Source organism: Halorientalis sp. LT38 (genome assembly GCF_037031225.1).
In the GTDB taxonomy this organism is placed as follows: Archaea; Halobacteriota; Halobacteria; order Halobacteriales; family Haloarculaceae; genus Halorientalis; species Halorientalis halophila.
Genome location: NZ_JAYEZN010000001.1, coordinates 184,760 through 210,368, shown reverse-complemented (window position 1 = coordinate 210,368; position 25,609 = coordinate 184,760). Strand labels below are relative to the sequence as shown.

27 protein-coding genes are annotated in these 25,609 nt (G+C 66.5%); 14 read left to right on the top strand and 13 right to left on the bottom strand.

Annotated elements, in window-relative coordinates; genetic code table 11:
• Window positions 1-70: 70 nt before the first annotated feature.
• The 4 genes from U5918_RS01175 to U5918_RS01160 form a co-directional block, all read right to left on the bottom strand.
• Window positions 71-1,186, bottom strand: coding sequence for an ABC transporter substrate-binding protein (locus U5918_RS01175; RefSeq protein ID WP_335998852.1), 1,116 nt, complete (start codon window positions 1,184-1,186; stop codon window positions 71-73).
• 45 nt (window positions 1,187-1,231) lie between these two features.
• Entirely contained in the window at window positions 1,232-2,341 is a 1,110-nt protein-coding gene (locus U5918_RS01170) for a FecCD family ABC transporter permease (RefSeq protein ID WP_335998850.1), read from the bottom strand.
• A gap of 54 nt (window positions 2,342-2,395) precedes the next feature.
• The gene (locus tag U5918_RS01165) at window positions 2,396-3,253 is read right to left on the bottom strand and encodes an ABC transporter ATP-binding protein (RefSeq protein ID WP_418771142.1); all 858 of its coding nucleotides are present in this window, start codon (window positions 3,251-3,253) and stop codon (window positions 2,396-2,398) included.
• 104 nt (window positions 3,254-3,357) lie between these two features.
• Window positions 3,358-3,924, bottom strand: coding sequence for a DUF8170 family protein (locus tag U5918_RS01160; RefSeq protein ID WP_335998848.1), 567 nt, complete (start codon window positions 3,922-3,924; stop codon window positions 3,358-3,360).
• Between the two features lie 113 nt (window positions 3,925-4,037).
• On the opposite strand from U5918_RS01160, the gene U5918_RS01155 reads away from it, so the two are divergent.
• Together U5918_RS01155 and U5918_RS01150 are read left to right on the top strand one after the other, a co-directional pair.
• Entirely contained in the window at window positions 4,038-4,364 is a 327-nt protein-coding gene (locus tag U5918_RS01155; RefSeq protein WP_335998847.1) for a DUF8000 family membrane protein, read from the top strand.
• A 100-nt stretch (window positions 4,365-4,464) separates the two neighbouring features.
• Complete coding sequence (locus U5918_RS01150; protein WP_335998846.1) at window positions 4,465-4,899, top strand: winged helix-turn-helix domain-containing protein; 435 nt, start codon at window positions 4,465-4,467, stop codon at window positions 4,897-4,899.
• 3 nt (window positions 4,900-4,902) lie between these two features.
• On the opposite strand, the gene U5918_RS01145 is transcribed toward U5918_RS01150, so the two are convergent.
• Genes U5918_RS01145 through U5918_RS01135 form a run of 3 tightly spaced genes read right to left on the bottom strand, consistent with a single transcriptional unit; the run spans window position 4,903 to window position 7,524 of the window.
• Window positions 4,903-5,205, bottom strand: coding sequence for a DUF8022 family protein (locus U5918_RS01145; protein ID WP_335998845.1), 303 nt, complete (start codon window positions 5,203-5,205; stop codon window positions 4,903-4,905).
• Window positions 5,202-6,782 (bottom strand): acyl-CoA carboxylase subunit beta, encoded by a 1,581-nt coding sequence (locus U5918_RS01140; RefSeq protein WP_335998843.1) that lies wholly within the window; start codon window positions 6,780-6,782, stop codon window positions 5,202-5,204. Before U5918_RS01140 ends, U5918_RS01145 begins: the two co-directional genes overlap by 4 nt.
• 1 nt (window position 6,783) lies before the next feature.
• Window positions 6,784-7,524, bottom strand: a complete 741-nt coding sequence (locus tag U5918_RS01135; RefSeq protein ID WP_335998841.1) for a beta-ketoacyl-ACP reductase — start codon at window positions 7,522-7,524, stop codon at window positions 6,784-6,786.
• Window positions 7,525-7,758: 234 nt separating this feature from the next.
• Here U5918_RS01135 and U5918_RS01130 point away from each other — a divergent pair, with 234 nt between their 5' ends.
• From U5918_RS01130 to U5918_RS01110, 5 genes are read left to right on the top strand one after another with little or no spacing between them, the layout of a single operon-like run.
• On the top strand, window positions 7,759-8,922 hold the full coding sequence (locus tag U5918_RS01130; RefSeq protein ID WP_335998839.1) for an alpha-1 4-glucan-protein synthase: 1,164 nt from the start codon (window positions 7,759-7,761) through the stop codon (window positions 8,920-8,922).
• Between the two features lie 41 nt (window positions 8,923-8,963).
• Window positions 8,964-10,130 (top strand): extracellular solute-binding protein, encoded by a 1,167-nt coding sequence (locus tag U5918_RS01125; protein WP_335998837.1) that lies wholly within the window; start codon window positions 8,964-8,966, stop codon window positions 10,128-10,130.
• 16 nt (window positions 10,131-10,146) lie between these two features.
• The gene (locus U5918_RS01120) at window positions 10,147-11,784 is read left to right on the top strand and encodes an ABC transporter permease (protein WP_335998835.1); all 1,638 of its coding nucleotides are present in this window, start codon (window positions 10,147-10,149) and stop codon (window positions 11,782-11,784) included.
• Window positions 11,774-12,943 carry an ABC transporter ATP-binding protein gene (locus U5918_RS01115; RefSeq protein ID WP_335998833.1) on the top strand — a complete coding sequence of 390 codons (1,170 nt, stop codon included), beginning with the start codon at window positions 11,774-11,776 and terminating at the stop codon, window positions 12,941-12,943. Before U5918_RS01120 ends, U5918_RS01115 begins: the two co-directional genes overlap by 11 nt.
• Window positions 12,936-15,098: a DUF7846 domain-containing protein gene (locus tag U5918_RS01110; RefSeq protein ID WP_335998831.1), complete on the top strand. Its 2,163-nt coding sequence runs from the start codon at window positions 12,936-12,938 to the stop codon at window positions 15,096-15,098. The genes U5918_RS01115 and U5918_RS01110 overlap by 8 nt, the downstream gene beginning before the upstream one ends.
• A 9-nt stretch (window positions 15,099-15,107) precedes the next feature.
• On the opposite strand, the gene U5918_RS01105 is transcribed toward U5918_RS01110, so the two are convergent.
• The gene (locus tag U5918_RS01105) at window positions 15,108-15,818 is read right to left on the bottom strand and encodes a dolichyl-phosphate hexose transferase (protein ID WP_335998829.1); all 711 of its coding nucleotides are present in this window, start codon (window positions 15,816-15,818) and stop codon (window positions 15,108-15,110) included.
• Window positions 15,819-15,960: 142 nt separating this feature from the next.
• Here U5918_RS01105 and U5918_RS01100 point away from each other — a divergent pair, with 142 nt between their 5' ends.
• Window positions 15,961-16,893 (top strand): ArsA family ATPase, encoded by a 933-nt coding sequence (locus U5918_RS01100; RefSeq protein ID WP_335998827.1) that lies wholly within the window; start codon window positions 15,961-15,963, stop codon window positions 16,891-16,893.
• 13 nt (window positions 16,894-16,906) lie between these two features.
• Here U5918_RS01100 and U5918_RS01095 read toward each other — a convergent pair whose 3' ends face one another.
• The 4 genes from U5918_RS01095 to U5918_RS01080 form a co-directional block, all read right to left on the bottom strand.
• Complete coding sequence (locus tag U5918_RS01095) at window positions 16,907-17,338, bottom strand: universal stress protein (protein WP_335998826.1); 432 nt, start codon at window positions 17,336-17,338, stop codon at window positions 16,907-16,909.
• A gap of 209 nt (window positions 17,339-17,547) precedes the next feature.
• The gene (locus U5918_RS01090) at window positions 17,548-18,585 is read right to left on the bottom strand and encodes a tyrosine-type recombinase/integrase (protein ID WP_335998825.1); all 1,038 of its coding nucleotides are present in this window, start codon (window positions 18,583-18,585) and stop codon (window positions 17,548-17,550) included.
• A complete protein-coding gene (locus U5918_RS01085) occupies window positions 18,582-18,962 on the bottom strand; it encodes a DUF5805 domain-containing protein (protein WP_335998823.1) in 381 nt (126 codons plus the stop codon). The genes U5918_RS01090 and U5918_RS01085 overlap by 4 nt, the downstream gene beginning before the upstream one ends.
• Before the next feature lie 539 nt (window positions 18,963-19,501).
• Window positions 19,502-19,654 (bottom strand): DUF7560 family zinc ribbon protein, encoded by a 153-nt coding sequence (locus tag U5918_RS01080; RefSeq protein WP_335998822.1) that lies wholly within the window; start codon window positions 19,652-19,654, stop codon window positions 19,502-19,504.
• A gap of 257 nt (window positions 19,655-19,911) precedes the next feature.
• Between U5918_RS01080 and U5918_RS01075 the strand changes: the two genes are divergently transcribed.
• The 6 genes from U5918_RS01075 (at window position 19,912) to U5918_RS01050 (ending at window position 24,760) form a co-directional block, all read left to right on the top strand.
• The gene (locus U5918_RS01075; RefSeq protein WP_335998821.1) at window positions 19,912-20,373 is read left to right on the top strand and encodes a pyridoxamine 5'-phosphate oxidase family protein; all 462 of its coding nucleotides are present in this window, start codon (window positions 19,912-19,914) and stop codon (window positions 20,371-20,373) included.
• 207 nt (window positions 20,374-20,580) lie between these two features.
• Window positions 20,581-22,149, top strand: coding sequence for an ABC1 kinase family protein (locus tag U5918_RS01070; protein ID WP_335998820.1), 1,569 nt, complete (start codon window positions 20,581-20,583; stop codon window positions 22,147-22,149).
• A gap of 67 nt (window positions 22,150-22,216) precedes the next feature.
• Window positions 22,217-22,588, top strand: a complete 372-nt coding sequence (locus tag U5918_RS01065) for a truncated hemoglobin (protein WP_335998819.1) — start codon at window positions 22,217-22,219, stop codon at window positions 22,586-22,588.
• Window positions 22,589-22,629: 41 nt separating this feature from the next.
• On the top strand, window positions 22,630-23,265 hold the full coding sequence (locus U5918_RS01060; RefSeq protein ID WP_335998818.1) for a helix-turn-helix domain-containing protein: 636 nt from the start codon (window positions 22,630-22,632) through the stop codon (window positions 23,263-23,265).
• A gap of 105 nt (window positions 23,266-23,370) precedes the next feature.
• The gene (locus U5918_RS01055; RefSeq protein ID WP_335998817.1) at window positions 23,371-23,763 is read left to right on the top strand and encodes a helix-turn-helix domain-containing protein; all 393 of its coding nucleotides are present in this window, start codon (window positions 23,371-23,373) and stop codon (window positions 23,761-23,763) included.
• 148 nt (window positions 23,764-23,911) lie between these two features.
• Window positions 23,912-24,760 carry a universal stress protein gene (locus U5918_RS01050; RefSeq protein WP_335998815.1) on the top strand — a complete coding sequence of 283 codons (849 nt, stop codon included), beginning with the start codon at window positions 23,912-23,914 and terminating at the stop codon, window positions 24,758-24,760.
• On the opposite strand, the gene U5918_RS01045 is transcribed toward U5918_RS01050, so the two are convergent.
• Window positions 24,761-25,510, bottom strand: coding sequence for a DUF2270 domain-containing protein (locus U5918_RS01045; RefSeq protein ID WP_335998814.1), 750 nt, complete (start codon window positions 25,508-25,510; stop codon window positions 24,761-24,763).
• Between the last annotated feature and the right edge of the window lie 99 nt (window positions 25,511-25,609).

Below are 25,609 nucleotides of genomic sequence, written 5' to 3'. Positions count from 1 at the left end.
GGTATTGTAAATCTGGCTGAACGGGCGGTATTCGAGGTCGCTCCGGCGGTCCCGCCGTTACCGTCCCTGCCTAGAAGTCGCCGTTCACGACGTCGCTGACGGCCTGCCGGTCGAACAGCTCGCGATCCACGTCGTAGAGTTGCCCTGCGGCGCGTTCGGTCAGCACCATGTTCGTGATCGGGCCCTGGTAGAGCGAGCCGCCGCGGTAGACGTCGCCGCTCTCGACCGCACGCAGCTGACTCGCGGTGTCGTGGTTCTCCATGAACGAGACGACGATGTCCCGGAACTCGGCGGCGGTCTTGGCCTCGTTTCCGCGAATCAGCAGGACGTCGGGGTCGACCTGCAGGAGCGTCTCGTAGTCGATGCGACCGCGGTTCTCGTGGAAGTCCTTCACGTCGGTCGTGGCGAGGGCGTCCTCGACGCCGAGGTCGCGCCACTGCTTGAAACTGGTCCCGTCGCCGATCAGGTAGGGCGAGAACCGCTCTGGCTCGTCGACCGGCTGGGGCCAGAGAATGGCGACCGACGGTCGCTCGCTCTCGGCTGGCACGACGTCCTCGACCTCGGCCTGGAACTCCTCGTGCAGCGAGGCGAACGCCTCGTAGCGGTCCTCGCGCTGGAAGACCTGCGAGAGCTTCTCGAAGGCCTCGTAGAGAGTGTAGTAGCGGTAGTCCTCGTGGAAGTCGTAGCCCCGCGAGAAGATGCTGTTCCCGAAGAAGGGCGTCCCCGCGGCCTCGACTTCGTCGATCTTCTCCTGGTTCCAGTTGTCGCTCCGGCTGACGATGAAGTTCGGGTCCATCACGAACACGTCGGCGTCCTCGCCCATGGCCAGGAACTCCTCCTGGTCGAGTTCGCCCTCCCAGAGGGCGACCATGTCGCTCTCGTCGACGCTGACGCCCGGGATGTCGTCGTAGTACTGGGTGTGATACCGCGAGGTGAGGTAGACTCCTTCCGGCGGATCGACGCCGAGCGCGACGGCCATGTCGGCCCAGCTGCCGTTGTTGGCGACCCACGTCTCGGGCACGCCGTCGAACTCCACCTCACCCACCGGCTCCATGGAGACCGTATAGGGGTCGGTCTCCACGGATTCCTCGTCGTCGAACGCTGTACAGCCGGGGAGCAGACCGCCCCCGGCGATCGCCGCGCTCGTCTGGAGTACCGTCCGTCTCGTCTGCGTGTCGCTTGCCATATTTTTAGGCCAGCCTAAAATTACAAAACCGCTTCGGTTCGCTCCTCACAGCTCCCCCATCGAATCGCGTCGGCGCATCAGGTAGAGGAAGTAGGGCCCGCCGAGCAGGCCGGTGACGACGCCGACGGGGATCTGTGCGGGCTGGAGCGCGAGGCGGGCGCCGACGTCGGCGGCGACCATCAGCGCCGGCCCGGCGAACAGACAGCCGACCATCAGCTGGCGGTAGTCGGTGCCGACGACGTTGCGGACGACGTGCGGGACGACGAGGCCGAAGAAGCCCACGATCCCCGCCACGGCGATCGCGGCGCTGGCCGCGAGGATGCCCACGCCCGAGAGGAGGAGTCGGACGCGCTCGACGCGCATCCCGAGCGACCGCGCGGTCGTCTCCCCGAGCAACAGGACGTTCAACTGGCGGGCGGCGATCAGCGCCAGCGCGACCGAGGCGACGGTCGGGAGCAGCGCGATCCGGACCTGTGCCCACCCCACGCCGGTGAGTGACCCGGTGATCCACGCCATCGCCGACTGGACGGTGCCGATGTCGTCGGCGAAGAAGTACAGTCCGCGCTGCAGGGAGTGGAAGATCATGTTGACGACGACGCCCGCGAGGACGAGCCGAAGCGGGCTCGTGCCCCCTTTCCAGGCGATCGCGTAGACGAGCAGGAACGCGGTCGCCCCGCCCAGCACGGCGACGAACGGGAGGAAGGGCGCGAGGCCGCTGAAGACCACGAGGGTCAGGAGGACGGCGAAGCCCGCGCCGGAACTCACGCCGAGGACGAAGGGACTCGCGAGTTCGTTCCGCGTCACCGCCTGGAAGATGGCTCCCGAGACCGCGAGCGCCGCGCCCGCGAGAATCGCCACGATCACGCGGGGCATCCGGATGGTCCAGACGACCAGGCTCCGGGTGTCTAGCTCTGGAAGGTCCCCGTCCAGCAGGAAGGCGTTCCAGACCGCGGGGTCGAGGAGCACGTTCCGGTCGAACACCGCGGTGATCGTCTCCGACCAGGTCATCGGGTAGGAGCCGTAGCGCACCTGGAGCAGCGCCGCGACGGCCGTGACGAGCGTACAGGCGAGACAGAACCCGACGAGCGAGCGCGTCACCCAGGCACCGCCCACGCGGCTCTCCCCAGCAGATGCGACGCGATCCGACGTTCCCATTACTTTAGGTTGGCCTAAACCAACGCAAAGGGGTTACGATTTCCGGCGGGTCGTTCAGAGGGGTTGTTTCGGGAGGATCCGGACGTCGGCGTCGGTGGTCACGGCGGCGTCGACGTCGAACACGTCCGCGAGCAGTTCCTCGGTGACGACCTCCCGCGGCGGGCCCCAGTCGTAGACGCTCCCGTCCTCCAGCGCGACGACGTAGTCCGCGAAGCGGGCGGCCTGTTCGATGTCGTGGAGGACGACGCCGACGGTCACGTCCTCCCGCTCGTTCAGCGACCGGATCACTTCCAGAACCTGCAACTGGTGGTGCAGGTCCAGGAACGTCGTCGGCTCGTCGAGCAGGAGGACGTCCGTCTCCTGGGCGAGGACCATCGCGATCCAGACGAGCTGTTTCTGGCCGCCGCTGAGGCTCCCGACGTGCTGGTCGCGCAGGTGATCGATCCCGGTGAGGTCGATGGCGCGCTCGACCGCCGCCCGGTCGTCCTCGGAGACGGACTCGAAGAACCCGCGGTGCGGGTAGCGACCGTGGTATATCAGCTCCTCGACGCTGATGCTCTCGGGCGAGGCGTGCTCCTGGGAGAGGAAGCCCAGTTCCTGTGCGAGTTCCTTCTGGTCGTATTCGTGGATCGACGCCCCGTCGAGCACGACCGATCCGGCCGACGGGTCGAGGTGGTTCGAGAGGGACTTCAGCAGCGTGCTCTTCCCGCTCCCGTTGGGGCCGACGAGGGCTGTGATCTCCCCCCGCGGCAGGTCGATCCGGTCGCAGGTCACGACCGGTTCCTCGCCGCTCGAATACCCGACCTCGAGATCCTCGGCGAACAGGTGGCTGTCGGCCGCGGCCGCATCGTCCACCGACGATCGGATCTCTCGCGACCGATCGACCTGGCCGGCGTCGGTGTTAGCGCCCACCTCGGGTCACCTCGCCGTGCCGTGTCCGACCGACCGCCTCGTTCATTGCCAGCAGGTTTAGGGCGGCCTAACTTGAATCTTCCCACCCGGGACCGGAGAGGGGTTCAGAAGTCCACGTGGTTGGCTACGACGGCGCCCACGGCGTCGTCCAGCGACGGGGCGTCGTCGGCTTCGAGGGTCCAGTCGTAGACCGAGTCGACGTAGCGCATGGTCTCGATCCAGTGGGCCAACATCGCGTCGAAGGGTTCGTCCTCGGGCGCGTCGACGTCGGGGTAGTTGCGCCTGAGGACGACCGTCTGCTCCCGATGGGGTCTGGCGTCGAGGTAGCCGGCCTCCCACTCGTGCCCGCCGTCGCTGTGTTCGTAGACGCCCACGACGAGGTCGCTGTTGGCGACGAGGAGTTTGAACTTCGAGGTCCAGTAGGTCCAGACCTCGAGTACCTCGTCCATGATCACCGCCTCGATGTGGTCGTCGAGGCCCGCACGGACCTCGTCCAGGCGCTGGCGCTCGGCGTCGTCGTAACTGCCCAGGACGAGCGCGCTCGGTCGGTCGACGACGTCGCCGAGTCGCCCCCCGTGGATCGCGTCCTGCACCGCCTCGAAGTCCTCGTTCGTGAACTCCTCGCCCGGGTACTCGCTCGACCGGTCGAGGATCGCCCCCGGATCTGCCATGCGCGTGCCGTACGCAGGACCCCGGTAGAACTCTGTTGGGTCTCCAATGCCCCGCCGGCGATCCGTCGGAGCCGAAATATTATCTCGCTGGAACGTGATACTATGAACGAACGATGGGGCGGACGATCGACCTCTCGGGTGACTCGCTCAAATTCGTCCTCTACGCGTTCCAGTTGGGAGCGGTGGTGCTTGCGCTGCTGTTCGTGGTCGGTCCGTTCGGCAGTTCCACCGACCTCCTGCTCGCTCTCCTGTTCGCGGTCCTGATCCTCGCGATGGCGGTCGGTCTGTGGCGGGCGCGAACTGGCGAGGACGGCGCGACGCACCTCGGGTCCCTCGAAGACGTCACGTACGATCCATACGCGGACCCCGGGCAGGCGGCCAAGGATCGGTGGGAGAAGGCCGTCCGTCGGCTCCACGAGGGGAACGACGAGCGCAAGTGATGACCGATCGGCGACTCTGGCGAGGGACTCCCCGTCGCGCCCGACCCGTTCGGTCGCGGCCGAAGAGGTTTTGTCGCCCGAGATGGTAGTTCGAACCGAGATGTCCCTCCGCTACGACGCGGGCGACGACGCCGGGCCGACGCCGACGGAGGTCCTGTCGGCCGTCGACCAGCCCAGCCGAAAGAACATCGTCGGCACCGTCGTCGGCCACCCGAAGGGGATGCCCTCGTTCAAGGAAATCGACCACATGAACCCCTCGCTGGCCAGTTCCACGGTCTCGGAGCACCTCGACCGTCTCCGGGCCGCCGGCGTCGTCGACGTCGTCCGCTGGACCGCCGAGGGTCGGGACGCCACGGCTCCGAAGGCATTCTACTACCTCACCGACGCCGCCCGGGAAATCCTCGACCGGAACGGCGTCTTCGGCGAGGACGGCTACCGGTCCGTCTACGAGCAGGTGACGCTCCCGGAAGAGATCGAAACTCACCTGCACGCAGAGCGACCGGCGGTCGACGCCGCGACGGTCGACCTAAACTGATTTTCAACGCGCCCGCCTCGCGGCTTGCCACTCCCGCCCCCGCTCGACGTTCCGCGGCAGCTCGCGCGCGTAGACGCCGCCCTTCTCGAACCGGTCCGCGAGTTTCCACTCGGGGACCGTCTCCGGTTCGTCGGACTCGGTGACGCCTCGATCGGCCAGGTGCGCGCCGAAGGCGGTGGCCAGGGCCGCAGCTTCGTGTTCCGTCGGGACGGTACCGTCGAACTCGAGGGTGGCGAGCAGGTGCTCGATGTCGAGTTGGACGAGACCGCCGTTGAGGGTGTTCGCGTCGACGTTCACGGTTATCATAGAGGGATGTTGCCGTGGTCCTTGGGGGGCGTGTCCTCGCGCTTGCGCTCGAGCAGTTCGAGGTCGTCGATCAGTCGTTTGCGCGTCTGCTGGGGCTCGATCACGTCGTCGAGGTACCCGCGTTTCGCGGGCCCGTAGGGGTGGGCGAACTCCTCGCGGAACTCGTCTATCAGTTCCTGCCGGCGGGCGTCGGGGTCGTCGGCTTCTGCCAACTCCTTCCGGTAGAGGATGTTGACCGCGCCGCGCGGGCCGAGGACGGCCATCTCCGCGCCGGGCCAGGCGTAATTGACGTCGCTGCCAAGGAACTTCGAGGACATGACGATGTAGGCCCCGCCGTAGGCCTTCCGGACGACGACCGAGAGCAGTGGCACCGTCGCCTCCGCGTACGCGTAGATGAGTTTCGCGCCCCGGCGGATGATACCGTTGTGCTCCTGGTCGGTACCGGGCATGAACCCGGGGACGTCGACGAGGGTGACGATGGGGACGTTGAAGGAGTCACAGAAGCGGACGAACCGGGCGGCTTTCTCGGAGGCGTCGATGTCGAGCGTCCCGGCCGAGACGCGGGGCTGGTTGGCGACGACGCCGACGACCCGGCCGTCCATCCGACCGAACCCGGTGACGACGTTGCGCGCGAAGCCGTCGTGGACCTCGAAGAACGAGTCCTCGTCCACGATCCGGTCGATCACGTCGTTCATGTCGTAGGGCTTGCGCGGTTCCTCGGGGACGATGTCGACGAGTTCGTCACACTGCCGGGTGGGGTCGTCCCAGGGCTGGACCCGCGGCGGGTCGGCCATGTTGTTCTGCGGGAGGTAGGAGAGGAGTTTGCGGATGTCGTCGAGGGCCGCCTCCTCGGACTGCTCGGCGAAGTGCGCGACGCCGGACTTGGTGGCGTGGGTCTTCGCGCCGCCGAGTTCGGCCTTCGAGACCTGCTCTCCGGTGACCGTCTCGATGACGTCCGGGCCGGTGATGAACATGTGGCTGGTGTCCTGGACCATGAACGTGAAGTCCGTCAGCGCGGGCGAGTAGGTCGCGCCGCCGGCACAGGGGCCCATGATCGCCGAGATCTGCGGAATCAGGCCGGAGGCCTCGGTGTTTCGGTTGAAGATCTTGGCGAAGCCCACGAGGGAATCGACCCCCTCCTGGATGCGCGCGCCGCCGGAGTCGTTCAGGCCGACGACGGGCACGCCGTTCTCGATGGCCTTGTCCATCACCTTGCAGATCTTGTCGGCGACGGTCTCGCCGACGGAGCCGCCGAGGACGGTGAAATCGTGGGCGAAGACGAAGATCTTCCGCCCGTCGACCTCGCCGTAGCCGGTGACGACCGCGTCCCCGGGAAACTGCTTCTCGTCCATGCCGAAGGCCTGCGAGCGGTGTTCGACGAACGCGTCGACCTCGCGGAAGGTCCCGTCGTCGAGGAGGTAGTCGACGCGCTCGCGGGCGGTCATCTTTCCCTTCTCGTGCTGGCGCTCGATGCGCGCCTCGCCGCCGCCGAGTTCGGCCTCGCGGCGACGCTCGCGGAGTTCTTCGATCGCCGATCGCGTGTCTTGCTCGGAATCGGGTTCCTCTTGCTGACTCATCTCACCACTCCATCCCGCCGTTGACCGCCAGGACCTGTCCGGTCATGTACCCGGAGTCCGGACCGGCCAGGAAGCGGACGATGCCGGCGACGTCGTCGACCGTCGCGAAGCGGCTGAGCGGGATGCGGTCGAGGATCTTCTGCTGGACGCGCTCTGGCACCTCGTCGAGCATGTCGGTCTCGACGAACCCCGGGGCGACGCAGTTGGCGGTGGAGCCGGAGGACGCCAGTTCGAGCGCGAGCGTGCGCGTGAAGCCGAACAGGCCGGACTTGGTCGCGGCGTAGTTGGCCTGCCCGTAGTTGCCCTGCTGGCCGACGACCGACGAGATGTTGATCAGGCGGCCGTCGTCGGCGCGTTTCAGGTCTTCGAAGAAGGCGTTGGTCGCGTTGAAGACGCCGCCCAGGTTGACGTCCATGACCGTCTCCCAGTCCGACTTGGTCATGTTCTCGAACTTCTTGTCGATCGTGATCCCGGCGTTGTTGACGAGCACGTCCGCCGGGCCGTAGAGTTCCCGAACGCGGTCGGCCATCGCGTCGACTTCGTCGGCGTCGGAGACGTCGGCCTGGAGCGGGACGCCGTTGCCGCCCGCCTCGTCCACCGCGTCGGCGACCTCGTGGGCCGCCGCCTCCGAGGACCGGTAGTTGACGACGACGTTCGCGCCGTGGCGGCCCAACTCTTCGGCGATACCGCGGCCGATACCCCTCGATGCACCGGTTACCACACAGGTCTGATTTTCGAGCATGGTTACTGAACTCCGGGGTGGCCGCCGTACCCGGCCCCTCGTCTGTCAACCGCCAGACTGTGCGGCCACGCCCCTGTCTTCACGTATCTGTGCCCATGCACTCGCAGATAATAGTTCCCCTTATACTACGTTATCCAGAACTACCTGTGTATAAGGACCTTCCCCGGATTCGGCGCGGCGGCCGGGCGAACACGACAGGTATTTTAGGGCGGCCTAAAGAGATGGAACAAGGCAATGACCGAGGACGTTTGCGTAATCGTGCCGACGATTCGGGAGTTCGAGTGCATGCGGGCGTACTTCGAGAACGCACGCGACCACGGGTTCGACCTCGACCGCCTCCACGTGACGCTGGTCACGGAGGACTTCTGTGACACCGAGGAGATGCGGGCGATGCTGGACGAAGAGGGTGTGTCCGGCCGCGTCTTCGACGGCAGCGACCGCGAGGCCTGGTTCGAACGCCAGGGCCTCTCCGAGTACGCAGACCTCATTCCGGCGGCCAGCCACGCCCAGACGAGTTTCGGCCTCCTCTACCTGTGGGCCAACGACTTCGAGTACGGTCTGTTCATCGACGACGACACGCTCCCCCACCCGGACTTCGACTTCTTCGGTAGCCACTTCGAGAATCTCGCCTTCGAGGGCACCGTCGAGTCGGTCGGCTCCGACGAGTCCTGGGTGAACGTCCTCTACCAGAACGTCGACGAACACGGACTCTATCCCCGTGGCTATCCCTACAGCGCGATGGACGAGGAGATCGAGATCGGCGAGGCCGAGGTCGACGACGTGGTCGCTTCGCAGGGGCTCTGGACGAACGTCCCCGACCTCGACGCGGTCCGCATCCTGATGGACGGCGACCTGCAGGGCCAGGCCCAGACCCGAACCTCGACGGACGACTACGACGGCAACTTCGTCGCCGAGCGCGGCGACTACCTCACCGTCTGTTCGATGAACCTGGCCTTCCGCCGGGAGGTCGTCCCCGCGTTCTACCAGCTCCCGATGGACGACAACGAGTGGGACGTTGGCCGGTTCGACGACATCTGGAGCGGCCTGTTCCTCAAGCGCGCCTGCGACGTGCTCGACAAGCGCATTATCAACGGCTACCCGCTCTGCGAGCACAACAAGGCACCCCGCTCGACGTTCGGCGACCTGAACAACGAGGTCCCCGGGCTGGAACTGAACGAACACGTCTGGGAGATCGTCGACGAGGTCGGCGGCGACGCCGACACCTACGCCGGCGTGATGGCCGCGATGGCCGACGCGCTCGCCGAGGGCGACTTCGACTACGAGAACGACGCCTTCCTGAACTTCTGCGGCGAGTACATGCGCGACTGGCTCGCCTGTCTCGAGGAGCTCCAGCCCGGCACCGTCACGGACCCCGTCCCCGCGACGGCGGACGACTGAATCGGCAGGTATAAGTGTTTTAGGCAGACCTAAATCCATATATGAAGGACACACGCGACACCGACGGACGGCTCGTATCGCGGCGGCGGCTCCTCCAGAGCGGTGCGGTGGCGGGGACCGCCGCCGTCGCGGGGTGTGGACTGTTGAGCGACGATCAGGCGACGGCCGACGCGGAGGACACGGGCGTCTCGCCCGAGTGGATCGGATCGGGGCCCGGTGAGTTCGGCGACCGGCCTGAACCCGGTGGCACCTCGATGGGTGACATGCCCGACCTGAGCGGTGAGATCACGGTCTACTCCGGTCGTGGCGAGAGCCTGGTGAAGGACCTCTTCGATTACCTCCAGGAGACGCGGTACCCGAACCTGACGATCGACACGAACTTCGCTCCTGCGGCGGACCTGGCGGCGACCATCCGGGAGGAAGGCGGAAACAGCCCGGCGGACGTCTTCTTCACCGTCAACGCCGGGACGCTCGGCCAGGTCAAGAGCATCGACGCGACGCAGGCGCTCACCTCCGAGACGGCCTCGCTCGTCGACGAGGCCTACCGCGATAGCGACGACGAGTGGATCGGGACCTCCGGCCGTGCGCGAACGGTCCCGTACAACACGGACCGACTCTCGGCGTCGGACGTCCCCGAGAGCATCATGTCCTTCCCGGACCTCAGCCAGTACGAGGGAGAGATCGGCTGGGCGCCGACCTACGGGTCGTTCAAGGCGTTCATCACTGCGATGCGGATCATCGAGGGCGAGGACCCGACGCGCCAGTGGCTGCAGGGGATGCAGGACCTGAACACACAAGAGTACAGCGACGAGGCCCAGGTCGCCCGCGCCGTCGCCGACGGCGAACTCGCGATGGGGCTGACCAATCACTACTACATCCAGCGCGAACTGGCGGTCAACCCCAACGAGCCCCTCGGAACCGCGTTCACGCGCAACGACGCGGGGACCATCTTCAACGTCGCCGGCGCGGCCCGCCTCCAGTCCTCGGGGAACCCCGAACTGGCGGACCTGTTCGTCCGGCACCTCCTGTCGGCGGAGGCCCAGGAGTACTTCGCCATCAGGACCTTCGAGTACCCGCTAGTCGACGGTGTTAACCCCGTCGGCCGATTGCCCTCGGTAACGGAGCTGTCAGTTCCGGACATCGACCTCTCCCAACTGGCCGACCAGGCCCAGTCTGAGGATCTGCTGGAGGAGGTGGGTGTCCTCTGAACGCGATCTATCTGCCATGGTAACGGGCACGGACGCGGCGACGGCGGACGAGGGCGTCACCAGCGGCCGGTCCGGACGCTCGGTCGGCCTGACGCTGCTCGCCGGCGCCGTGGCCGTGCTCGTACTCCTGCCGCTGACCTGGCTCTTCATCGCCTCGAACCGCATCGGGTTCGCGAGCGGGCTCGAGATCGTCACCCAGCCCCGGACGATCCAGGTCGTCGTCAACAGTATCGTGATGATGACCGCCGTGACGGCCATCTCGATCCTGATCGGCGTCCCGCTCGCCTACCTCACGGTCCGCACGGACCTGCCCCTCCGACGCCCCCTCACGGTCCTGCTCGCCCTGCCGCTCGTCGTCCCCAGTTACATCGGTGCGATCACGTTCGTCTCGGCGTTCGGCCCGCGCGGGGAGTTCCAGGAACTGCTCGCCCCCCTCGGCGTCGAGCAACTCCCCAGCATCTACGGCCTGACGGGCACCGTCATGATCATCACGCTGTACACGTATCCGTACGTCTTCCTGACGACCAGGGCCGCCCTGAAGTCGATCGACACGACGCTGTTCGACGCCGCCCGGACGCTCCGACACGACCGGTGGGAGGCGTTCAAGCGCGTCACCGTCCCGCAGATCAAGCCCGCCGTCGCCGCCGGCGCGCTGCTGGTCGCCCTCTACGCCCTCTCCGATTTCGGGACGCCACAGATCATGCGTTACGACGTGTTCACCCGGGTGATCTACGTCGAGTTCCACTCCTTCGGCAACGGGCCGGACATGGCCGCCCTGCTCTCCTTGAAACTCGTCGTCCTGACCGTGTTCATCCTCGCCATCGAGTCGCGGGTCCGGGGCGGGGACAACATCGGGACGGAGGGCGGCTACGTCGGCGGGAGCGACCCGTCCCTGCACCTCGGGAAGTGGCGCTGGCCCGCCGCACTCGCCTGTCTGGCGTTACCGGCGCTCTCGCTCGCGGTCCCCGTCGGAATCCTCCGGATGTGGCTGGTTCGTGGTACCGGGACCGGTGCGTACAACATCGATCTGGTGAGCATGAGTCTCAACTCCGTGGGCGTGTCGGGTGCGGCCGCGCTGCTCGCCACCCTGTTCGCGCTCCCGGTCGCGTACGTCGCCGCACACCGCTCCTCCCGGCTGACGTCGGTCGTCGAACAGGCCACCTACGTCGGGTACGCGGTCCCGGGCGTCGTCATCGGCCTCGCGCTCGTCTTCCTGGGCGCGCAGTACGGCGGCGTCCTCTACCGGCAGGGGCTGCTCGCCTTCCCACTGTTGATCTTCGCGTACGTCGTTCGGTTCATTCCACAGGCGGTCGGCTCGACGAGGGCGGGCTTCCTGCAGGTAAGCCGGTCGCTGCCGGAGGCGGCACGGACGCTCGGGCAGTCGCCCGGGCAGGCGTTCCGGTCCGTGACGCTGCCGCTGGTCGCGCCGAGCCTGCTAGCTGGCGCGGCCCTGGTCTTCCTGACGACGATGAAGGAACTCCCGGCGACGCTGTTGCTCCGCCCGCCGGGGTTCAACACGCTCGTGACCGCCGTCTGGCGGGCCGAGCGCTCCGCCGAGTTCGGGCTGGCCGCCATCCCCGCGATCGTCCTGCTCGTGGTGTCCGGCCTCTCGATGTTCGTCCTGCTGAAAGTGGAGGGATACGATGTCGAATAGCTCACTTACGTCCTCGACCGATCGCACAGACGCAGAGACCGACGCCGCGGCCGACGACGACACCGTCCTTCAGCTGGACGGGGTCGAGAAGGTCTTCGGTGGGACGCGCGTCATCGAGGACCTGGACCTCCGGGTCCGCGACGGCGAGCTGCTGACCCTGCTGGGGCCCTCGGGCTGCGGAAAGACGACCACGCTGCGCCTCGTCGCCGGCCTCGAACGCCTCGACGGCGGGACCGTCCGGCTGCGCGACGAGGCGGTCGCGACCGCCGAGAACGCGGTGCCGCCCGAGGAGCGCGACGTGGGCGTCGTCTTCCAGGAGTTCGCCCTCTTCCCGCACAAGACCGCGGCCGAGAACGTCGCGTTCGGGCTGAAGGATCTCGACGCCGACGCGCGCGACCGCCGTGTCGACGAATTGCTGGAACTGGTGGGCCTGACCGAACACCGCGACCAGTACCCCGAGGAGCTATCGGGCGGACAGCAACAGCGGGTCGCGCTGGCCCGTTCGCTCGCCCCCGAGCCCTCCGTCCTCCTGCTCGACGAGCCGTTCTCCAACCTCGACGTCGACCTCAGGGTCGAGATGCGACAGGAGGTCCGCCGCATCCTCAAGGAGACCGGCGTGACGGCCATCTCGGTCACCCACGACCAGGAGGAGGCCATGTCCATCAGCGACCGGGTCGCGGTGATGCGTTCCGGGCAGATCGAACAGGTCGGGCGGCCGGAGGACGTCTTCCAGCGGCCCGAATCCAGATTCGTCGCGAGCTTCCTCGGCCACGCGAGTTTCCTCTCGGGCCACGTCGACGGCGACACCGTCGAGACCGGCGTCGGGGCGATCCCTCGCGAGCGGATCAACGGGCTCGCGGAGGCCTACGACGGGTCGGACATCGACGTGCTGGTCCGTCCCGACGACGTGCGGGTCCGCCCGGTGGACGGGCACGGGGCGAACGGGACCGTCGTGAACCGGCGCTTCCTCGGGCCGACGATCCTCTATCGGATCGAACTCGACAGCGGCGACGTGCTCGGCTGCATGCACAACCACGCCGACGAGGTGCCCCTGGACGAACCCATTCGAGTGGAACTGGCCGCCGACCACGAACTCGCCTGGTTCCCCCGTGGCGCGCGGCGCGTGGCAGACGGCGGGCAGCCCGCCGACGATGGATAACCGGCGCTTCACGGTCGCGCTCGTCTGCCTGGCGGTCCTCGCCGGCCTGCTCACGTTCGCCATCGCGGTGACCGTCTTTCCGCACCACTCCTCGAACCACGACGAGGGCGTCTACCTCCAGCAGGCCGAACTCCTGCTCGACGGGCAGGTCCAGATGGAGAGCCCGGTCCCCGAGTCCGTCCATCCCTGGTTCTTCGTCCAGGACGGCGAGCGTCTCTATCCCAAGTACTCGCCCGTCCCCGCCGGAATCTTCGCACTCGGGCTGCTCGTCGGGATCCCCCGACTGGCCCTGCTGGTAGTCGCGACGCTAAACGCCGGCCTCCTGGGTCTGGTCACGAGGGAGGCCTTCGACGAACGCACAGGACTCGTCGCCGTCTCCCTGTTCGTCGCGTCGCCGCTCTTCCTGCTCGACTCGGCGGTCTTTCTCCCCTACGCGCCGACGACCGCGCTGAATCTCGCGTTCGCCTACGGGTACCTGCGCGCCTGTCGCGCCGACGACGTCGGGTCCCGTCGTCGCTACGCCGTCCTCGCCGGCGTCGCGGTGGGATTGGCCTTCTTCGCCCGGCCGTTCACCGCCGTGCTGTTCGCACTACCGTTCATCGCCCACGCGCTGCTCACGCTCGGGGCGTCGTGGCGGCAGCGATCCGGCGACGACGGGGGCGGGACCCGTCGCCTGCTCGGCGTCGCGCGGTCGGTGCTCGAACGCAACGGGATCGTCGCGGGCCTCGGCCTCGCGTTCGTCGGCGTCGCGCTCGGCTACAACTGGGTCGTGACCGGCGATCCGCTTGTCTTCCCCTACGAGGCGTTCGCGCCCCGGGACGGCCCCGGCTTCGGCACCCGCAGCATCCTCGGCTACGAACGGGAGTACACCCCCCAACTCGCGCTCGAAGCCAACGCCCGCGTCCTCTGGCAACTGGTGACGAACTGGTCCGTCGCGCCACCGGTGGGCGTCCTCGCCGCCCTGCTCGGCGTCGGGGCGTTCGTTCGATCGGTCCTCGAATCATTCCCGCGCCGCGTCGCACCCGACGGCCTCTCGGACCGCGGAGCCCAGGCGCTGCTGGCCGGCCTCTTCGTCTCCGTACCCGTCGGGAACGTCTTCTTCTGGGGGAACCTGAACGTCCTCGCCGCGCTCGAGGACCCGACCGACGGGCTGATAATGATACTCGGGCCGTACTACCACTTCGACCTCCTGGTCCCGCTCTCGGCCTTCGGCGCGGCGGGAGTACTCCTGCTCGCCCGGCGGCTCTACGGTTTCGTCCGGGCCCGAGCCTCCCGGCGAGCCGCTCGTGGCTCCGTCGCCCTCGCACTGGTCGTCTTGCTCGCCGTGGCCGGACTGGCCCAGGCGGCGGCGCTCGGACCGGCGCTCGACCGCAGCCAGCCCTACACCGAGCGATACGAGCAGGCGTACGAACCGATCGAGAACGAATCGTTCGAGAACGCCCTGGTGTTCGTCCCCACGCCGTACGGCGACTGGATGAACCACCCCTTCCAGTCGCTGCGCAACGACCCCGGCTTCGACGGGCCGGTCGTGTACGCGCTCGACCGCGACGCCGAAGCGAACTTCCGGGTGCTGGATACCTACCCAGACCGCCAGCCCTACCGCTACACCTACCGCGGCGAGTGGGACTCCTCGTTCGACGGCTGGAACGACGAGATCCACCCGACGCTCACCCCGCTCGAGGACCGGACAGGCGACCGCCACCGGGTGACGCTCGAGGCGGGTCGGATCCGGAATCCGATCTCCGCGAGCGTCCGCCTCGCCGGACCGACCGACGCCGTCACCTACGAGGTCGACGCGCTGACGGAGACCGTCGCCGTCGACTGGGTCGTGGCCGACGGGCGCGCACGCGTGGTCGACGAGAATCTGACGCGACTGAGCGATCGGGAGTCGGTCCGCTTCGGGGCGCCGACGACGCTCGTGCTGACGGTCACCTTCTCCCAGACCGGTGGCGCCACGCTCACCTATCGGCAGGAAGTTGCGGTCTCCCAGACCAGCGACGGGGTCCGTCTCCTCTGGCCCGGGAAGACGAGCGTCTGTCGGCTGGTCACCGAGTGCGGGACCGAAGGGACGTACGTTCGCGGGGCGGACGACTACGTCACCGGCGTCTCGCTGGTACAGAATCTGTCGACGGAAAACGCTACCCGGTCGCCCTGATGCGGGCCCTCAGCGGAACCGCTCTTCGAGACAGACCGTGACGATCGACTTCGCGATGGCGTACCCGCCGCTGATGGGATCCAGTTTCGTCTCGCCGGCGCGTTCGCCGTACTCGATGGGAATCTCGCAGACGTCGTACTCGCGCATCAGCGGTCGGATCAGCAACTCGGCGGAGAGGCCGGTGTTCTCGGTCCACTCGATCTTCTCGATCAGTTCGCGCCGGTAGGCCCGCATCCCCGTCGTCGTGTCGTGGACGCGGTCGCCCATGAGGAGGCTCGAAAGCGCCGCGAAGGCGTGGTTTCCGAAGCGGTTGAACGCCGGCATCGTCTCCGCTCCGTAGTAGAGTCGATCGCCGCTGACGACGTCGTAGCCCTCGTTGATCCGGTCGAGGAAGTCGGGCAATCGCTCCATCGGGTAGGTGTCGTCGCAGTCCGTGGTGACGATCACGGGGTTCTCGGCCGCGAGCAGTGCCTCCCTGACCGCGACGCCGTACCCCTGGGGCTCCTGTTCGATCACGCGGGCGCCGTGGTCGCGGGCGATCTCAGGCGTCCGGTCGTCCGAGCCGTCGACGCAGACGACCTCGGCGCGTCCCCCGGTCACGTCGTCGACGTCCGCTAATACTGTGCCGATCGCTTCCTCCTCGTTGTAGGTCCCCATAACGACGCTCAGATCGTCGAACGTGAACCGATCCTCGTCCTCTCGGTGTCGCTGCTGACTCATTGGATACGGGTCGGAACGGCAGCATCTTGAACTTTTAGGTTCGCCAAAACTAGGGGGCGATCGCGTCTCCGAGCGACGCCCGTGCGGACGTGTCAGCGCGGTCCGACATCTCCTTTTGTGTTCCTCGGCCGTTCGTTGCACCATGACGAAGTTCCTCCTCTACGGCGGCAAGGGCGGGGTCGGCAAGACGACGTGCGCGGCCGCGACAGCGTTGCAACTCGCCGGGCGCGGGGAGCGGACCCTCATGGTTTCGACGGACCCGGCGCACTCGCTGGGCGACGCGTTCGGTGTTTCGCTCGGTGGCGAACCGACGTCGATCGAGGAGAACCTCTGGGGCGTCGAGGCCGATCCGGAGCGAGGACAGGAGGCCTACCAGGGGATCGTCTCGTCGCTGGCGGCCGAGTTCAGGGACGCCGGCATCTCCCTCACCGACGAGGACGTCGAACGCCTGTTCCAGGCCGGCTTCGTCCCGGGGAGCGACGAGGTGGCGTCCCTGCAGTTCTTCCTCGAGTACGGCGGCGACGAGTGGGACCGCGTGGTCTTCGACACGGCGCCGACCGGTCACACGCTTCGGCTGCTGACGCTGCCGGACGTCCTCGAGGAGTCGCTGTCGACGGCGGTGAAGGTCAGGGGCGAGGTCAGACGACTCGTCTCGACCGCCCGGAGCATGGTGATGGGTCCGGCGGCGTTCTGGCGGACCGGCGACGAGAACGACGAGATCACCGCATTCCGCGATCGGATGCACCAGGTTGCCGAATTACTGCGTGACCCCGAGCGCACGGACTTCCGTGTCGTGCTCCTCCCCGAAACGCTCGCGATCGACGAGACTCGACGGCTCGTCGACCGACTCTCCGAGTTCGAGGTCCCGGTCGAAACGCTGCTCGTCAACAGGGTCCTCGAATCCGTCGACGGTGACTGCGCTCGCTGTCTGGAGCGGCGCGACAGCCATCTGCGCCAGCTCGACCGCATCCGCGAGGAATTCCCGAATCGGGAGATCCAGACGCTTCCGGACCTGGGGCCCGAAGCCTACGGACGGGACGCGCTCGAACGCCTGGGCGATCGGATCGAGATCTGATCCGGGCAGGCGCTCAGTCCGACTCCTCCGACCGAACCGTGAGCACTGGCACCGGCGACGTCCGGACGACCTTCTCGGTCACGCTCCCCAGCAGGTAGCGATCGAGTCCGGTCCGGCCGTGAGTGCCCATCACAACGAGATCGATCCCGTTGTCCTCGACGTACGTGAGGATCGCCCGGTGGGGCTGTCCCTCCGCGACCATCCCTTCGACTGTGCCCACGTCAGCGGCCCGTGCCTGGTCGGTCACCTCCTGGATCGCCCGCTTGCCCGTGGCTTCCAGGGAATCCAGCACGTCCCCAGTGGTCGCCTCGTCCGTCGGCGGCGCCTCGATCACGTAGAGCACGTGCAGGGTCGCGTCGTACCGCTCGGCGTGGTCGATGGCGTGATCGACCGCTGCCCGTGCCGCGTCACTGCCGTCGGTCGGCACGAGGATCGAATCGTACATACCCGACCGTTCCACCTCGCGGAGTAAATGAGTGGCGTCCGCTCACCGAAATCGGTTCGACGGAGAGAATATGCGAGTTACGGGCCCGCCATCCGCAAGATCTAACTCGATCTTCGATATAGCGACATACAGTTTATGTGTCGGTGCCGGGGCGGGGTATGTAATATTTTATACTAAACTAACATGATGATAAAGGCGCGAAAACGGCCTCAGACCAGCGAGTAGATGTGTCGCTCGTAGGTTTCTCGGACTCTACTGCCCCAGTCGTGCGTGTAGGTGTCGATGATGTCCGAGGCCACGTCGCCACGCAGGTACTTGACGATGCCGCGGTCGCCGGTCCGATCCCGGAGATGCGTGGTGAAGAAGTGCCGGAAGTAGTGGGGCGTGACGTTCTCGTCGGCGCCGCCGCCGGTCCGGTACCAGCCCATTCGTTCAGCGTTGGAGGCGACGACGTGGTGGACGGTGTCGATCGTGACTCGCTCACCCCAGTTGCGGCTCGTGCTCACGAACAGCGGCTCGGCCGGGGACGCTGGATCCGGTCGCACGGCGAGCCAGCGTTCGAGCGCCGCTTTGAGCTCCGAATCGACCGGGACGACGGTCGCTCGCTTGCGCTTGTTCGAAGCGGATCGTCGTTCACCGTTGATGGTCTCGTCTCGCGCCGGTTCGTCGTCGACGTAGATCGAGTCCGGCCGGCCCTGGAGCTGGGGTCTGACCGTCTCGAACCCGCTGGCGTCCAGTGAGAGGCCCTCGACGTTCACGTCGCGGACGTCGAGATTACAGAGCTCCCCGGACCGCATGCCGGTCTTGAGCAGCGTCGTCACGATGGCTTCGTCGAGCGGGTGGGCGATCGTGTTCACGAAGCCCCGCATCTCCTCGATCGAGAGGTCGCGTCTGGTGGGGTCGGTGTGGATCGACTCGTCCATCTCCTCGATCACCACGGTCATCGGGTTGGACTCGAAGACGCCGACCTGGACCATGTAGGAGTAAAACCGGTGGAGATAGGACGCGTACGTTGCGATCGTACTCTCGGCGTGTGCGCCCCGGAGCGTGTGGATCCAGGACATGCAATCGCGGTAGGACGCGGCGTCGAGGCCATCCACGTCGTTCGCAGTGAGGTACCGCTCGAACTGCCGGAGCACGCGCGCGTAGGAGTCGCGCGTCCGGGTCGACTTGCCCTGGAACTCGATGTCCTGCAGGAAGTACGCAACCGGATCGTCCGGCCGTTCTGCCGTCTGTGCCTGGCTCATACGTCCTCCAGAACGTACCCGCCGCGACGGGGACTGTGCTGAATTCGCGGACTCTCCTGGAGCGTCCGCTCTAGCTCCGACTCGACGTCGTCGGTCACGCTCGTCACGAGTTCTTCCCACGAGAGACACTCGGCGTCGCGTAGCGCTGTGACGACCTCGGATTCCAGGTCCGCACCGCTGTGGTCGGCCTCGGCGCCAGCCTCGTCGTCGAGACCGCCTTCGAAACCGCGTCGGCCGGCCTGCACCATCGAGCGAACGAACTCGCTGAGACTCATGTCCATGCGGTCGGCCGCTCGCTCCCACTCGGATTTCTGGTAGGCCGGCACGTAGGTCCGGACACTGGTTCGCGACGTGTCGACGTCACCGTCGGCGGACATGTTTCGACGCTCGCACGCCGGGCCCAAAAGTGTATCCCCAGATTCGAGAATAAACTATCTTATTTGGGTCTGTGCTACTGCAAGAACGCGGTGATGATAAGAATATTTGGTCTGATAGTACCCTAATACCAGTGGACGATACCCACCAGCCAGAATATTAATCACAGCGTGGAACAATGGTGTGCGTTAGACCGGAACTGGGTGCGGGGCCATTTGCCGACCCTGACCCCTGGGGTCGACGTGGTGAAGTTGCCCTTCTAGATCGGTGCCGGGTTTCGGTGCTCGAGTAGGGGTCCGTTTCCGGTCACGCTCTAGATTATCGAAGCCATCGGCTCGAGATGACCGGCCACCATCGACTCCTGTCGCAGTCGAGTTACTGGGAGGCCAGAGAAGCGATCGGAGTTCGACGCGGACTGCTGGAATTGCTCCGTCCGTCGTGAACCAGTCGCGTAAATCCCATGTCGCTATAGGTTAGCGACCCTCGTCGAACGCAGATTTGTGTCACCACTCAATCACTTCTGGTCGCTCTTGGGGGTGTGTCACTCCGCCGAGAATTCGCCGGTAGTCACGGGGGCGCTACAGATCACACAGCCCTTTTCGATGAGGGTGTCTCGCATCGCGGCGTTGACTTCCAGGGACTCGCCGCACTCTTCGCAAACGAACAGATACTCTGCGGCCCCGTTGTCGACCATCCGTATCGGTGTCTATGTGAGAGAGGGTTAAATGAACCTCTCTGTTTCCAGCCGAACGGGAATTCCCTCGGTCCCATCCCCAGCGGGGAAATCCCGGATTTCGCACGGCCTGTGGATCTGTGTATTCCGTATCACAGTACGCTGGAGGGCGGAAACGGCAGTTACTCGGTTAGCGGTACTCTGGCTGGATCGGCCGGCACACGTTCTGGGACGGACAACTATTAATCGGCAACCGCTGTAGTGGGGGTGCGAACAAAATGGCTCTGGATCAGCAGACGTCGTTGTCGGCAGACGAGACCGATCGGGTTCTCGCCCGCCACGAAACCGGGGTGCTGTCTCTCGCTCGTGACGACGAGCCGTACGCGATTCCGATTTCCTACGGCTACGATAGCGACCAACGGCAGTTCTATCTTCGACTCGTCTCGACGCCGGGGAGCGAGAAACGGCAGTTTCTGGGTTCCACACCGAAGGTGCGCCTCGTCGTCTACGAGAACGAAAACGGGGTGTACCGCAGCGTCGTCGCAGTCGGCACGCTCGAAGAGATCCCACGGTCCGAGTTGACGGTCGAACACCTGGAGCAGTACGGCGACGCGAAACGCCCACTGTTCGAGATCTGGGGCGAGTCGAAACGGGATCTCGACGTTCGGCTGTATCAACTCGTTCCGGACGAGCTGAGCGGCCGACGCGTCGAAATCGACGAGACGCTCGAATCGGCCTGAGAGGGACCGATCGAACGCCGACGGCGCCGTCTCGATCCGCGGGACCGGTACTGGGGGAGTGACTGAGGCGGGGCGTCCGTACGAACGACCCAGGGAGCCCGAGCGGCCGACCGATTTCTGGAGGCTGTCCCACACAGATATGAGTCGGTCACCCGAAGGTGAAATCATGAACCGTCGACGTAGGGGGGAGACGGACGGCCAAGGCCGATGAACGGGTTCCTCCGGCGATACCTGTCCGTCGTCGTACGGTTTCTCCCGTTCGCCGTCGCCTTCCTCAGGGACCGCCGACGGTATCTGCTGTTCGGCGGGCCGCGACGACTCGACGAGTCGGCCCACCGTCGCCGCGCCGAGCGGATTCGCGATACGATGCTCGAACTCGGCCCGGCGTTCGTCAAAGTCGGCCAGGTGCTCTCGACGCGTCCGGACATCGTCCCGCCCACCTACGCGGACGTCTTCGCGACGCTCCAGGACGAGGTACCGGAGGACGCGGGCGGTGATCCGCGGTCGATAGTCGAGGCCGAACTCGGGGACGACCTCGATCTCTCGACGCTCGAGACCGTCGCGGGCGGATCACTCGCGTACGTCTACACCGTCCGGTATCGCGGCGAGCGGATCGCGCTGAAAGTCCGTCGTCCCGGGCTGAAACCCGTCATCGAGCGCGACCTCCGGGTCGTTCGGGCACTGGTCCCAGTGATCGGCGCCTTCGTCCCGGACCGGCAGGCGTACTCGATCCGGAACGCAGCAGACGACTTCGAGGAGATCATCCTCGACGAACTCGACTTCGATCGCGAGCGAACGGTCATGGCCGACGTGCGCGAGAACCTCGCCGACGACGACGGCGTCACCGTCCCGGCCGCCCACGAGGAACTGTCGTCGGAGCGAATACTGGCGATGGAGTACCTGCCCGGGCGCAAGATCACCGACGAGGACGCCTTCGAGGAGCTGGACGTGACGCCACACCAGATGGCGGAACGGATCGCGACGGTCTATCTGAAGATGGGGCTCGTCGACGGCGTGTTCCACGCCGACCCACACCCGGGGAACCTCGCCGTCACGGCCGACGGCTCGCTGTTGCTGTACGATTTCGGCATGAGCGAGCGCCTCCCCGAGACCGTGCAGGCGGACCTCGTCTCACTCTATCGCGCGCTCGTCCGGCGTGACGTTCACGGGCTGGTCGACGCCCTGATCGCACTGGACGTGCTCGAACCCGACGTCGACCGCGCCGAGGTCGGGCGCGTGCTGGAACTCGTGGTCCAGAATCTCGAAGGCCGCCCGGAGATCACCTGGCGGGCGATCGTTACCGAGTTGACGACGATGCTCCGTGACTTCCCGTTCAGAATCCCGCCGGACGTGATGTTGCTCGTCAGAGTCGGCACCGTCGGTGAGGGCGTCTGTCGACAGCTCGATCCGGAGTTCGACTTCCTGGTCGTCATCCGTCGGTTTCTCGTCGAGGAGGGGTTCATCGAACACGAACTCCAGGCACTGGCGGAGGAGACCTGGACGGACGTCCAGCGGTCACTCCCCGCCCTCACGCGGCTCCCCGCGAGGCTCGATCGAACGCTGGACCGCCTCGAACGCGAGGAACTGGTCGTCCGAACGAACCCTGTGGACGGCCAGTCGCGAGGGGACCGAAATCTCGGGTACGCCGTTCTCGCGGGCGCACTGGCTATCACGGCGGCGATCCTGACCGTCCAGAACGGTCCGTTCGCGGCCCTCGCGGGTGGGCTCGGTGCCATCTTCCTCCTCGCGTATCTGGTGGCCCGCCGAGTCACCTGACCGCCGCTGTTTCCAGGGAGTGAGAACGAGGGATCGCCTTTTGCTGGGGGTGCCCTAAGTACCGAACATGTCCGAGACGACACTGTACGAGCGACTGGGCGGGCGAGACGGCATTCGAGCCGTCGTCGACGACTTCTACGACCGGCTTGTCGCCGACGAACGGCTCGGGCCGTTCTTCGAGACCGCGGATATGGAGCAGTTGCGCCGGACGCAGACGGATTTCCTCTGTGAGGCCGCGGGCGGACCGGAGACCTACGACGCGCCACCGGTCCGGGAGGCACACCTCGACGTCCCCTTCGAACCGGCGGACATCAACCGGGCGGTCGCCTTGCTCATGGAGAGTCTCGACGCGTTCGAGGTTCCAGAGGACGACGCGGCGGCAGTCGTCGAGGCCGTCGCCGCCTACGAGGACGAGTTACTGGACGGGCCCCCGGAGTGACCTGTACACTCAAGTGACTCCCGGGGAAACGCTCGATACCGATGTCGTCCGGGATCAGAGCGACGGTCACATTTTCGACGCCCGACATCTGTCCGATCGTCGAACACGCGACAGCGGCAGGGGCGACGGTCGATTCGGTGGTGACCAGCGTTCGTCCATCCGCCGACGCCCGGAGTGCCACGGAGTTCGCTATCGACGAGGCGGTCGAAACCGAGACCGATCTGACGCCGGTGTTCTCCCACGGATCGACCCAGCGGTACCGTCTCACCCACGAGGACGGTGTGTCCTGCCCTTGCGAGTGTCTCGGACAGTTCGGGTGTCCAGTCACCCGATACGTCGCCAGGGAGGGGCGGCTCACGGTCGTGTTCCACGCCGCCGACTACGACGAACTCCAGACCGTCGTCGCGGAACTCCGCGATCGGTTCCCGGACGTCGACATCAAGCGGTTCGTGCGAGCGCCGGCCGGCGAGTCCGACCAGGACACGGTACTCGTCGACCGGAGCAAGCTCACCGAACGACAGTTGCAGGTCCTCGAACGAGCCCACGAGATGGGGTATTTCGAGCATCCGCGGCGGGCCAACGCGACCGAGATCGCGGCGGAACTCGACATCGACCCGTCGACGCTCCGGGAACACCTCTCCGCGGCGGAGACGAAACTGCTCGGAGACGTGCTCTGACCGGGATCGCCCGACCGCCAGATGCCGAACCGGTTCGGCTCACGTATAAACCCGCCCCGTTATCCGGGCTATCGGTTCCTCACCCCCGAAGCCCTCGGCAGTAGTATGAGCCAATCACCGTCCGCAATTGCGACCGGGAAGTTCGGCGACGAGACCGCGACAGACGCGACGGCCGTCGACCGCGCGGCCGAGATCCAGCACGTCCTCGACGCCCTCGACGACACCGACTGCCGCGCCATCCTCGACGCGGCCAGCGAGGACGCGCGCTCGGCGAACGAACTGTCCGACGCCTGTGACCTCCCGCTCTCGACGACCTACCGGAAACTCGAACTGCTGACCGACGCCGGACTGCTCGAAGAGCGAACGCGGCTCTCCGCGACCGGCAAGCACAGCAGCGAGTACGTCCGGGCCGTCGACGACGTGGTCGTGTCGCTCGGCAGCGACGGCGGGTCGGGGCTAGAAGTCACCTGCCTGGCCCGGTCCCCCGGCGACCGCTGACCGTCTGCTCCCGTTTCTCCCACTCCGCTCGGTGGGGCTCGTTCACTTCGCAGGCCTCGACACCCGGACCGACGGCTGTGGCGTTCCGTCGTTATTGTCTTGTGAAATATACGCAATACTAATTACCGCGGCGCTCGTAGGTCGACGCATGCGCGCAGTGTACGCGACCGACCTGTCGGCGGCGATCGAGGCGGCGATGGGCACCGAGACCTGTCTCGAGTGTCTCGAACGATACGGGATCGGCACTTTTGATCTCGTCACCGTCACGAGCCCGAACGTCACGGCGGGAATGCCGGGAAGCGACGTGAGTCGGCGGACGCGCGCCGCGCTCGATCGGCAGCGTGGCCTCCTCGAGGCAGAGGGATTCGAAGTCCAGACCCACGTCGTACGGGGGACGCCACACCGGCGAATCAACGGACTGGCCGAGCGGGTGGACGCCGATCTGGTGATCGTCGGCTCGCGGGGACAGAGCCCGCTCGAACGGCGATTGATCGGCAGCACGGCGAAAAACGTGGCGCGGTCGACCGTCCGCCCGTTGCTCGTCCAGCGGATCGTCGAGCGCGAGGACGACCACGAGGTCGCCAACGAACACCTCTTCGAGCGTGTGCTCTACGCGACGGACTTCTCGGAGAACGCCGAACGCGCCTTCGACCAGTTCGACAGGCTCCAGACCGCCACGAAGGAGGCCATGCTGGTCCACGTCACCCCACCGGCCCGTCGTGCCGAGAGCGACGCCGTCAGCGACGCTGGGGAACGGCTGGCTGCACTCGCCGACGACCTGCAGAACAGGGGGATCGAAACACAGACCCAGGTCAGGGAGGGCGTCGCGACCGAGGAGATCCTGGCTGCAGAAGCCGAGTTCGAACCGACGACGATACTGCTCGGGACGCGGGGCCGCAGCCCGATGCGGCGCCTCCTGCTGGGTAGCGTCTCGGAAGACGTCACCGCGCGGGCGAACGCGAACGTGCTCCTCGTGCCGCCGAGGGCCGTCCGCTGATCAGTCCCCGTTCTGCCTGAGGTCCTCGTCGAGGAGTTCGCCCCGGGTGTGCCAGGTCCGCGGGCGACAGCAGATCACGAGCGCGACGATGTACAGCACCGCCACGATCCCGGAGACGACGGTTCCCGGAATCGTCCCGACGGCCGCGCTCTGGGGCCAGGGTGTGTTCGCGAAAGCCGTCACCCGGAGCAGCCACGCGCCGTTGAGCACGGTGAAAAGCGGGAAGTAGACCCGCCGGAGACGGTGGGCGATGGCCTCTTCGGTCGAGATTTTCACCGTGGGGGTGCGGTAGTCGTCGGCCAACTTCTCGCGCCACTGGGCGTCTTCGAGATCGGTCTCGGGGTCGAGACCGATTGCCCAGACGTGTTCCTGCAGGTAGCGCACGCGCGAGCGCCACACGTCGTACGCCCGGTACCGTCGCGCCTCGATCACCAGGAAGAGCACGACAGCGGCGTGACCGACGAGGATCACGTAGTGTGGGTTGGCCTCGCTGGAGAACGCCCACGTCAGCACGGCCGCGATCAACAGGACCGCCCAGTTGGTGGTCTTGTCCAGACGCTCGCGCCACAGCGTCATCCGGTGGATCTCACCGCGGTAGAGGTGCGCCATGGCCGAACTCGGGCCCATGTCGCGGTCGAGCAAGCCCTCGCCGACTCGGGCGTCGGGCGGGTGTGCACCGTCCGGTGCCGCCGCGCTATCCGACGGCTCGTCGTCCGCCTCGTCCGTCGGCGGCTCGTCACCGTCGCTCATTTCGATCCCTCGCGAGCCGAGACATAGTGTGGTGAAAACTGTCCACTGATATCAGTACTCTGGACCGGGTGCGAAAAACGGGTGTCGGTTTCGTCGTCT

Excerpts from the sequence above, each read along its gene's own strand:
- U5918_RS01175 (WP_335998852.1), bottom strand. The coding sequence starts at position 1,186 with ATGGCAAGCGACACGCAGACGAGACGGACGGTACTCCAGACGAGCGCG.
- U5918_RS01170 (WP_335998850.1), bottom strand. The coding sequence starts at position 2,341 with ATGGGAACGTCGGATCGCGTCGCATCTGCTGGGGAGAGCCGCGTGGGC.
- U5918_RS01160 (WP_335998848.1), bottom strand. The coding sequence starts at position 3,924 with ATGGCAGATCCGGGGGCGATCCTCGACCGGTCGAGCGAGTACCCGGGC.
- U5918_RS01155 (WP_335998847.1), top strand. The coding sequence starts at position 4,038 with ATGGGGCGGACGATCGACCTCTCGGGTGACTCGCTCAAATTCGTCCTC.
- U5918_RS01150 (WP_335998846.1), top strand. The coding sequence starts at position 4,465 with ATGTCCCTCCGCTACGACGCGGGCGACGACGCCGGGCCGACGCCGACG.
- U5918_RS01145 (WP_335998845.1), bottom strand. The coding sequence starts at position 5,205 with ATGATAACCGTGAACGTCGACGCGAACACCCTCAACGGCGGTCTCGTC.
- U5918_RS01140 (WP_335998843.1), bottom strand. The coding sequence starts at position 6,782 with ATGAGTCAGCAAGAGGAACCCGATTCCGAGCAAGACACGCGATCGGCG.
- U5918_RS01135 (WP_335998841.1), bottom strand. The coding sequence starts at position 7,524 with ATGCTCGAAAATCAGACCTGTGTGGTAACCGGTGCATCGAGGGGTATC.
- U5918_RS01130 (WP_335998839.1), top strand. The coding sequence starts at position 7,759 with ATGACCGAGGACGTTTGCGTAATCGTGCCGACGATTCGGGAGTTCGAG.
- U5918_RS01125 (WP_335998837.1), top strand. The coding sequence starts at position 8,964 with ATGAAGGACACACGCGACACCGACGGACGGCTCGTATCGCGGCGGCGG.
- U5918_RS01120 (WP_335998835.1), top strand. The coding sequence starts at position 10,147 with ATGGTAACGGGCACGGACGCGGCGACGGCGGACGAGGGCGTCACCAGC.
- U5918_RS01115 (WP_335998833.1), top strand. The coding sequence starts at position 11,774 with ATGTCGAATAGCTCACTTACGTCCTCGACCGATCGCACAGACGCAGAG.
- U5918_RS01110 (WP_335998831.1), top strand. The coding sequence starts at position 12,936 with ATGGATAACCGGCGCTTCACGGTCGCGCTCGTCTGCCTGGCGGTCCTC.
- U5918_RS01105 (WP_335998829.1), bottom strand. The coding sequence starts at position 15,818 with ATGAGTCAGCAGCGACACCGAGAGGACGAGGATCGGTTCACGTTCGAC.
- U5918_RS01100 (WP_335998827.1), top strand. The coding sequence starts at position 15,961 with ATGACGAAGTTCCTCCTCTACGGCGGCAAGGGCGGGGTCGGCAAGACG.
- U5918_RS01095 (WP_335998826.1), bottom strand. The coding sequence starts at position 17,338 with ATGTACGATTCGATCCTCGTGCCGACCGACGGCAGTGACGCGGCACGG.
- U5918_RS01090 (WP_335998825.1), bottom strand. The coding sequence starts at position 18,585 with ATGAGCCAGGCACAGACGGCAGAACGGCCGGACGATCCGGTTGCGTAC.
- U5918_RS01085 (WP_335998823.1), bottom strand. The coding sequence starts at position 18,962 with ATGTCCGCCGACGGTGACGTCGACACGTCGCGAACCAGTGTCCGGACC.
- U5918_RS01080 (WP_335998822.1), bottom strand. The coding sequence starts at position 19,654 with ATGGTCGACAACGGGGCCGCAGAGTATCTGTTCGTTTGCGAAGAGTGC.
- U5918_RS01075 (WP_335998821.1), top strand. The coding sequence starts at position 19,912 with ATGGCTCTGGATCAGCAGACGTCGTTGTCGGCAGACGAGACCGATCGG.
- U5918_RS01070 (WP_335998820.1), top strand. The coding sequence starts at position 20,581 with ATGAACGGGTTCCTCCGGCGATACCTGTCCGTCGTCGTACGGTTTCTC.
- U5918_RS01065 (WP_335998819.1), top strand. The coding sequence starts at position 22,217 with ATGTCCGAGACGACACTGTACGAGCGACTGGGCGGGCGAGACGGCATT.
- U5918_RS01060 (WP_335998818.1), top strand. The coding sequence starts at position 22,630 with ATGTCGTCCGGGATCAGAGCGACGGTCACATTTTCGACGCCCGACATC.
- U5918_RS01055 (WP_335998817.1), top strand. The coding sequence starts at position 23,371 with ATGAGCCAATCACCGTCCGCAATTGCGACCGGGAAGTTCGGCGACGAG.
- U5918_RS01050 (WP_335998815.1), top strand. The coding sequence starts at position 23,912 with ATGCGCGCAGTGTACGCGACCGACCTGTCGGCGGCGATCGAGGCGGCG.
- U5918_RS01045 (WP_335998814.1), bottom strand. The coding sequence starts at position 25,510 with ATGAGCGACGGTGACGAGCCGCCGACGGACGAGGCGGACGACGAGCCG.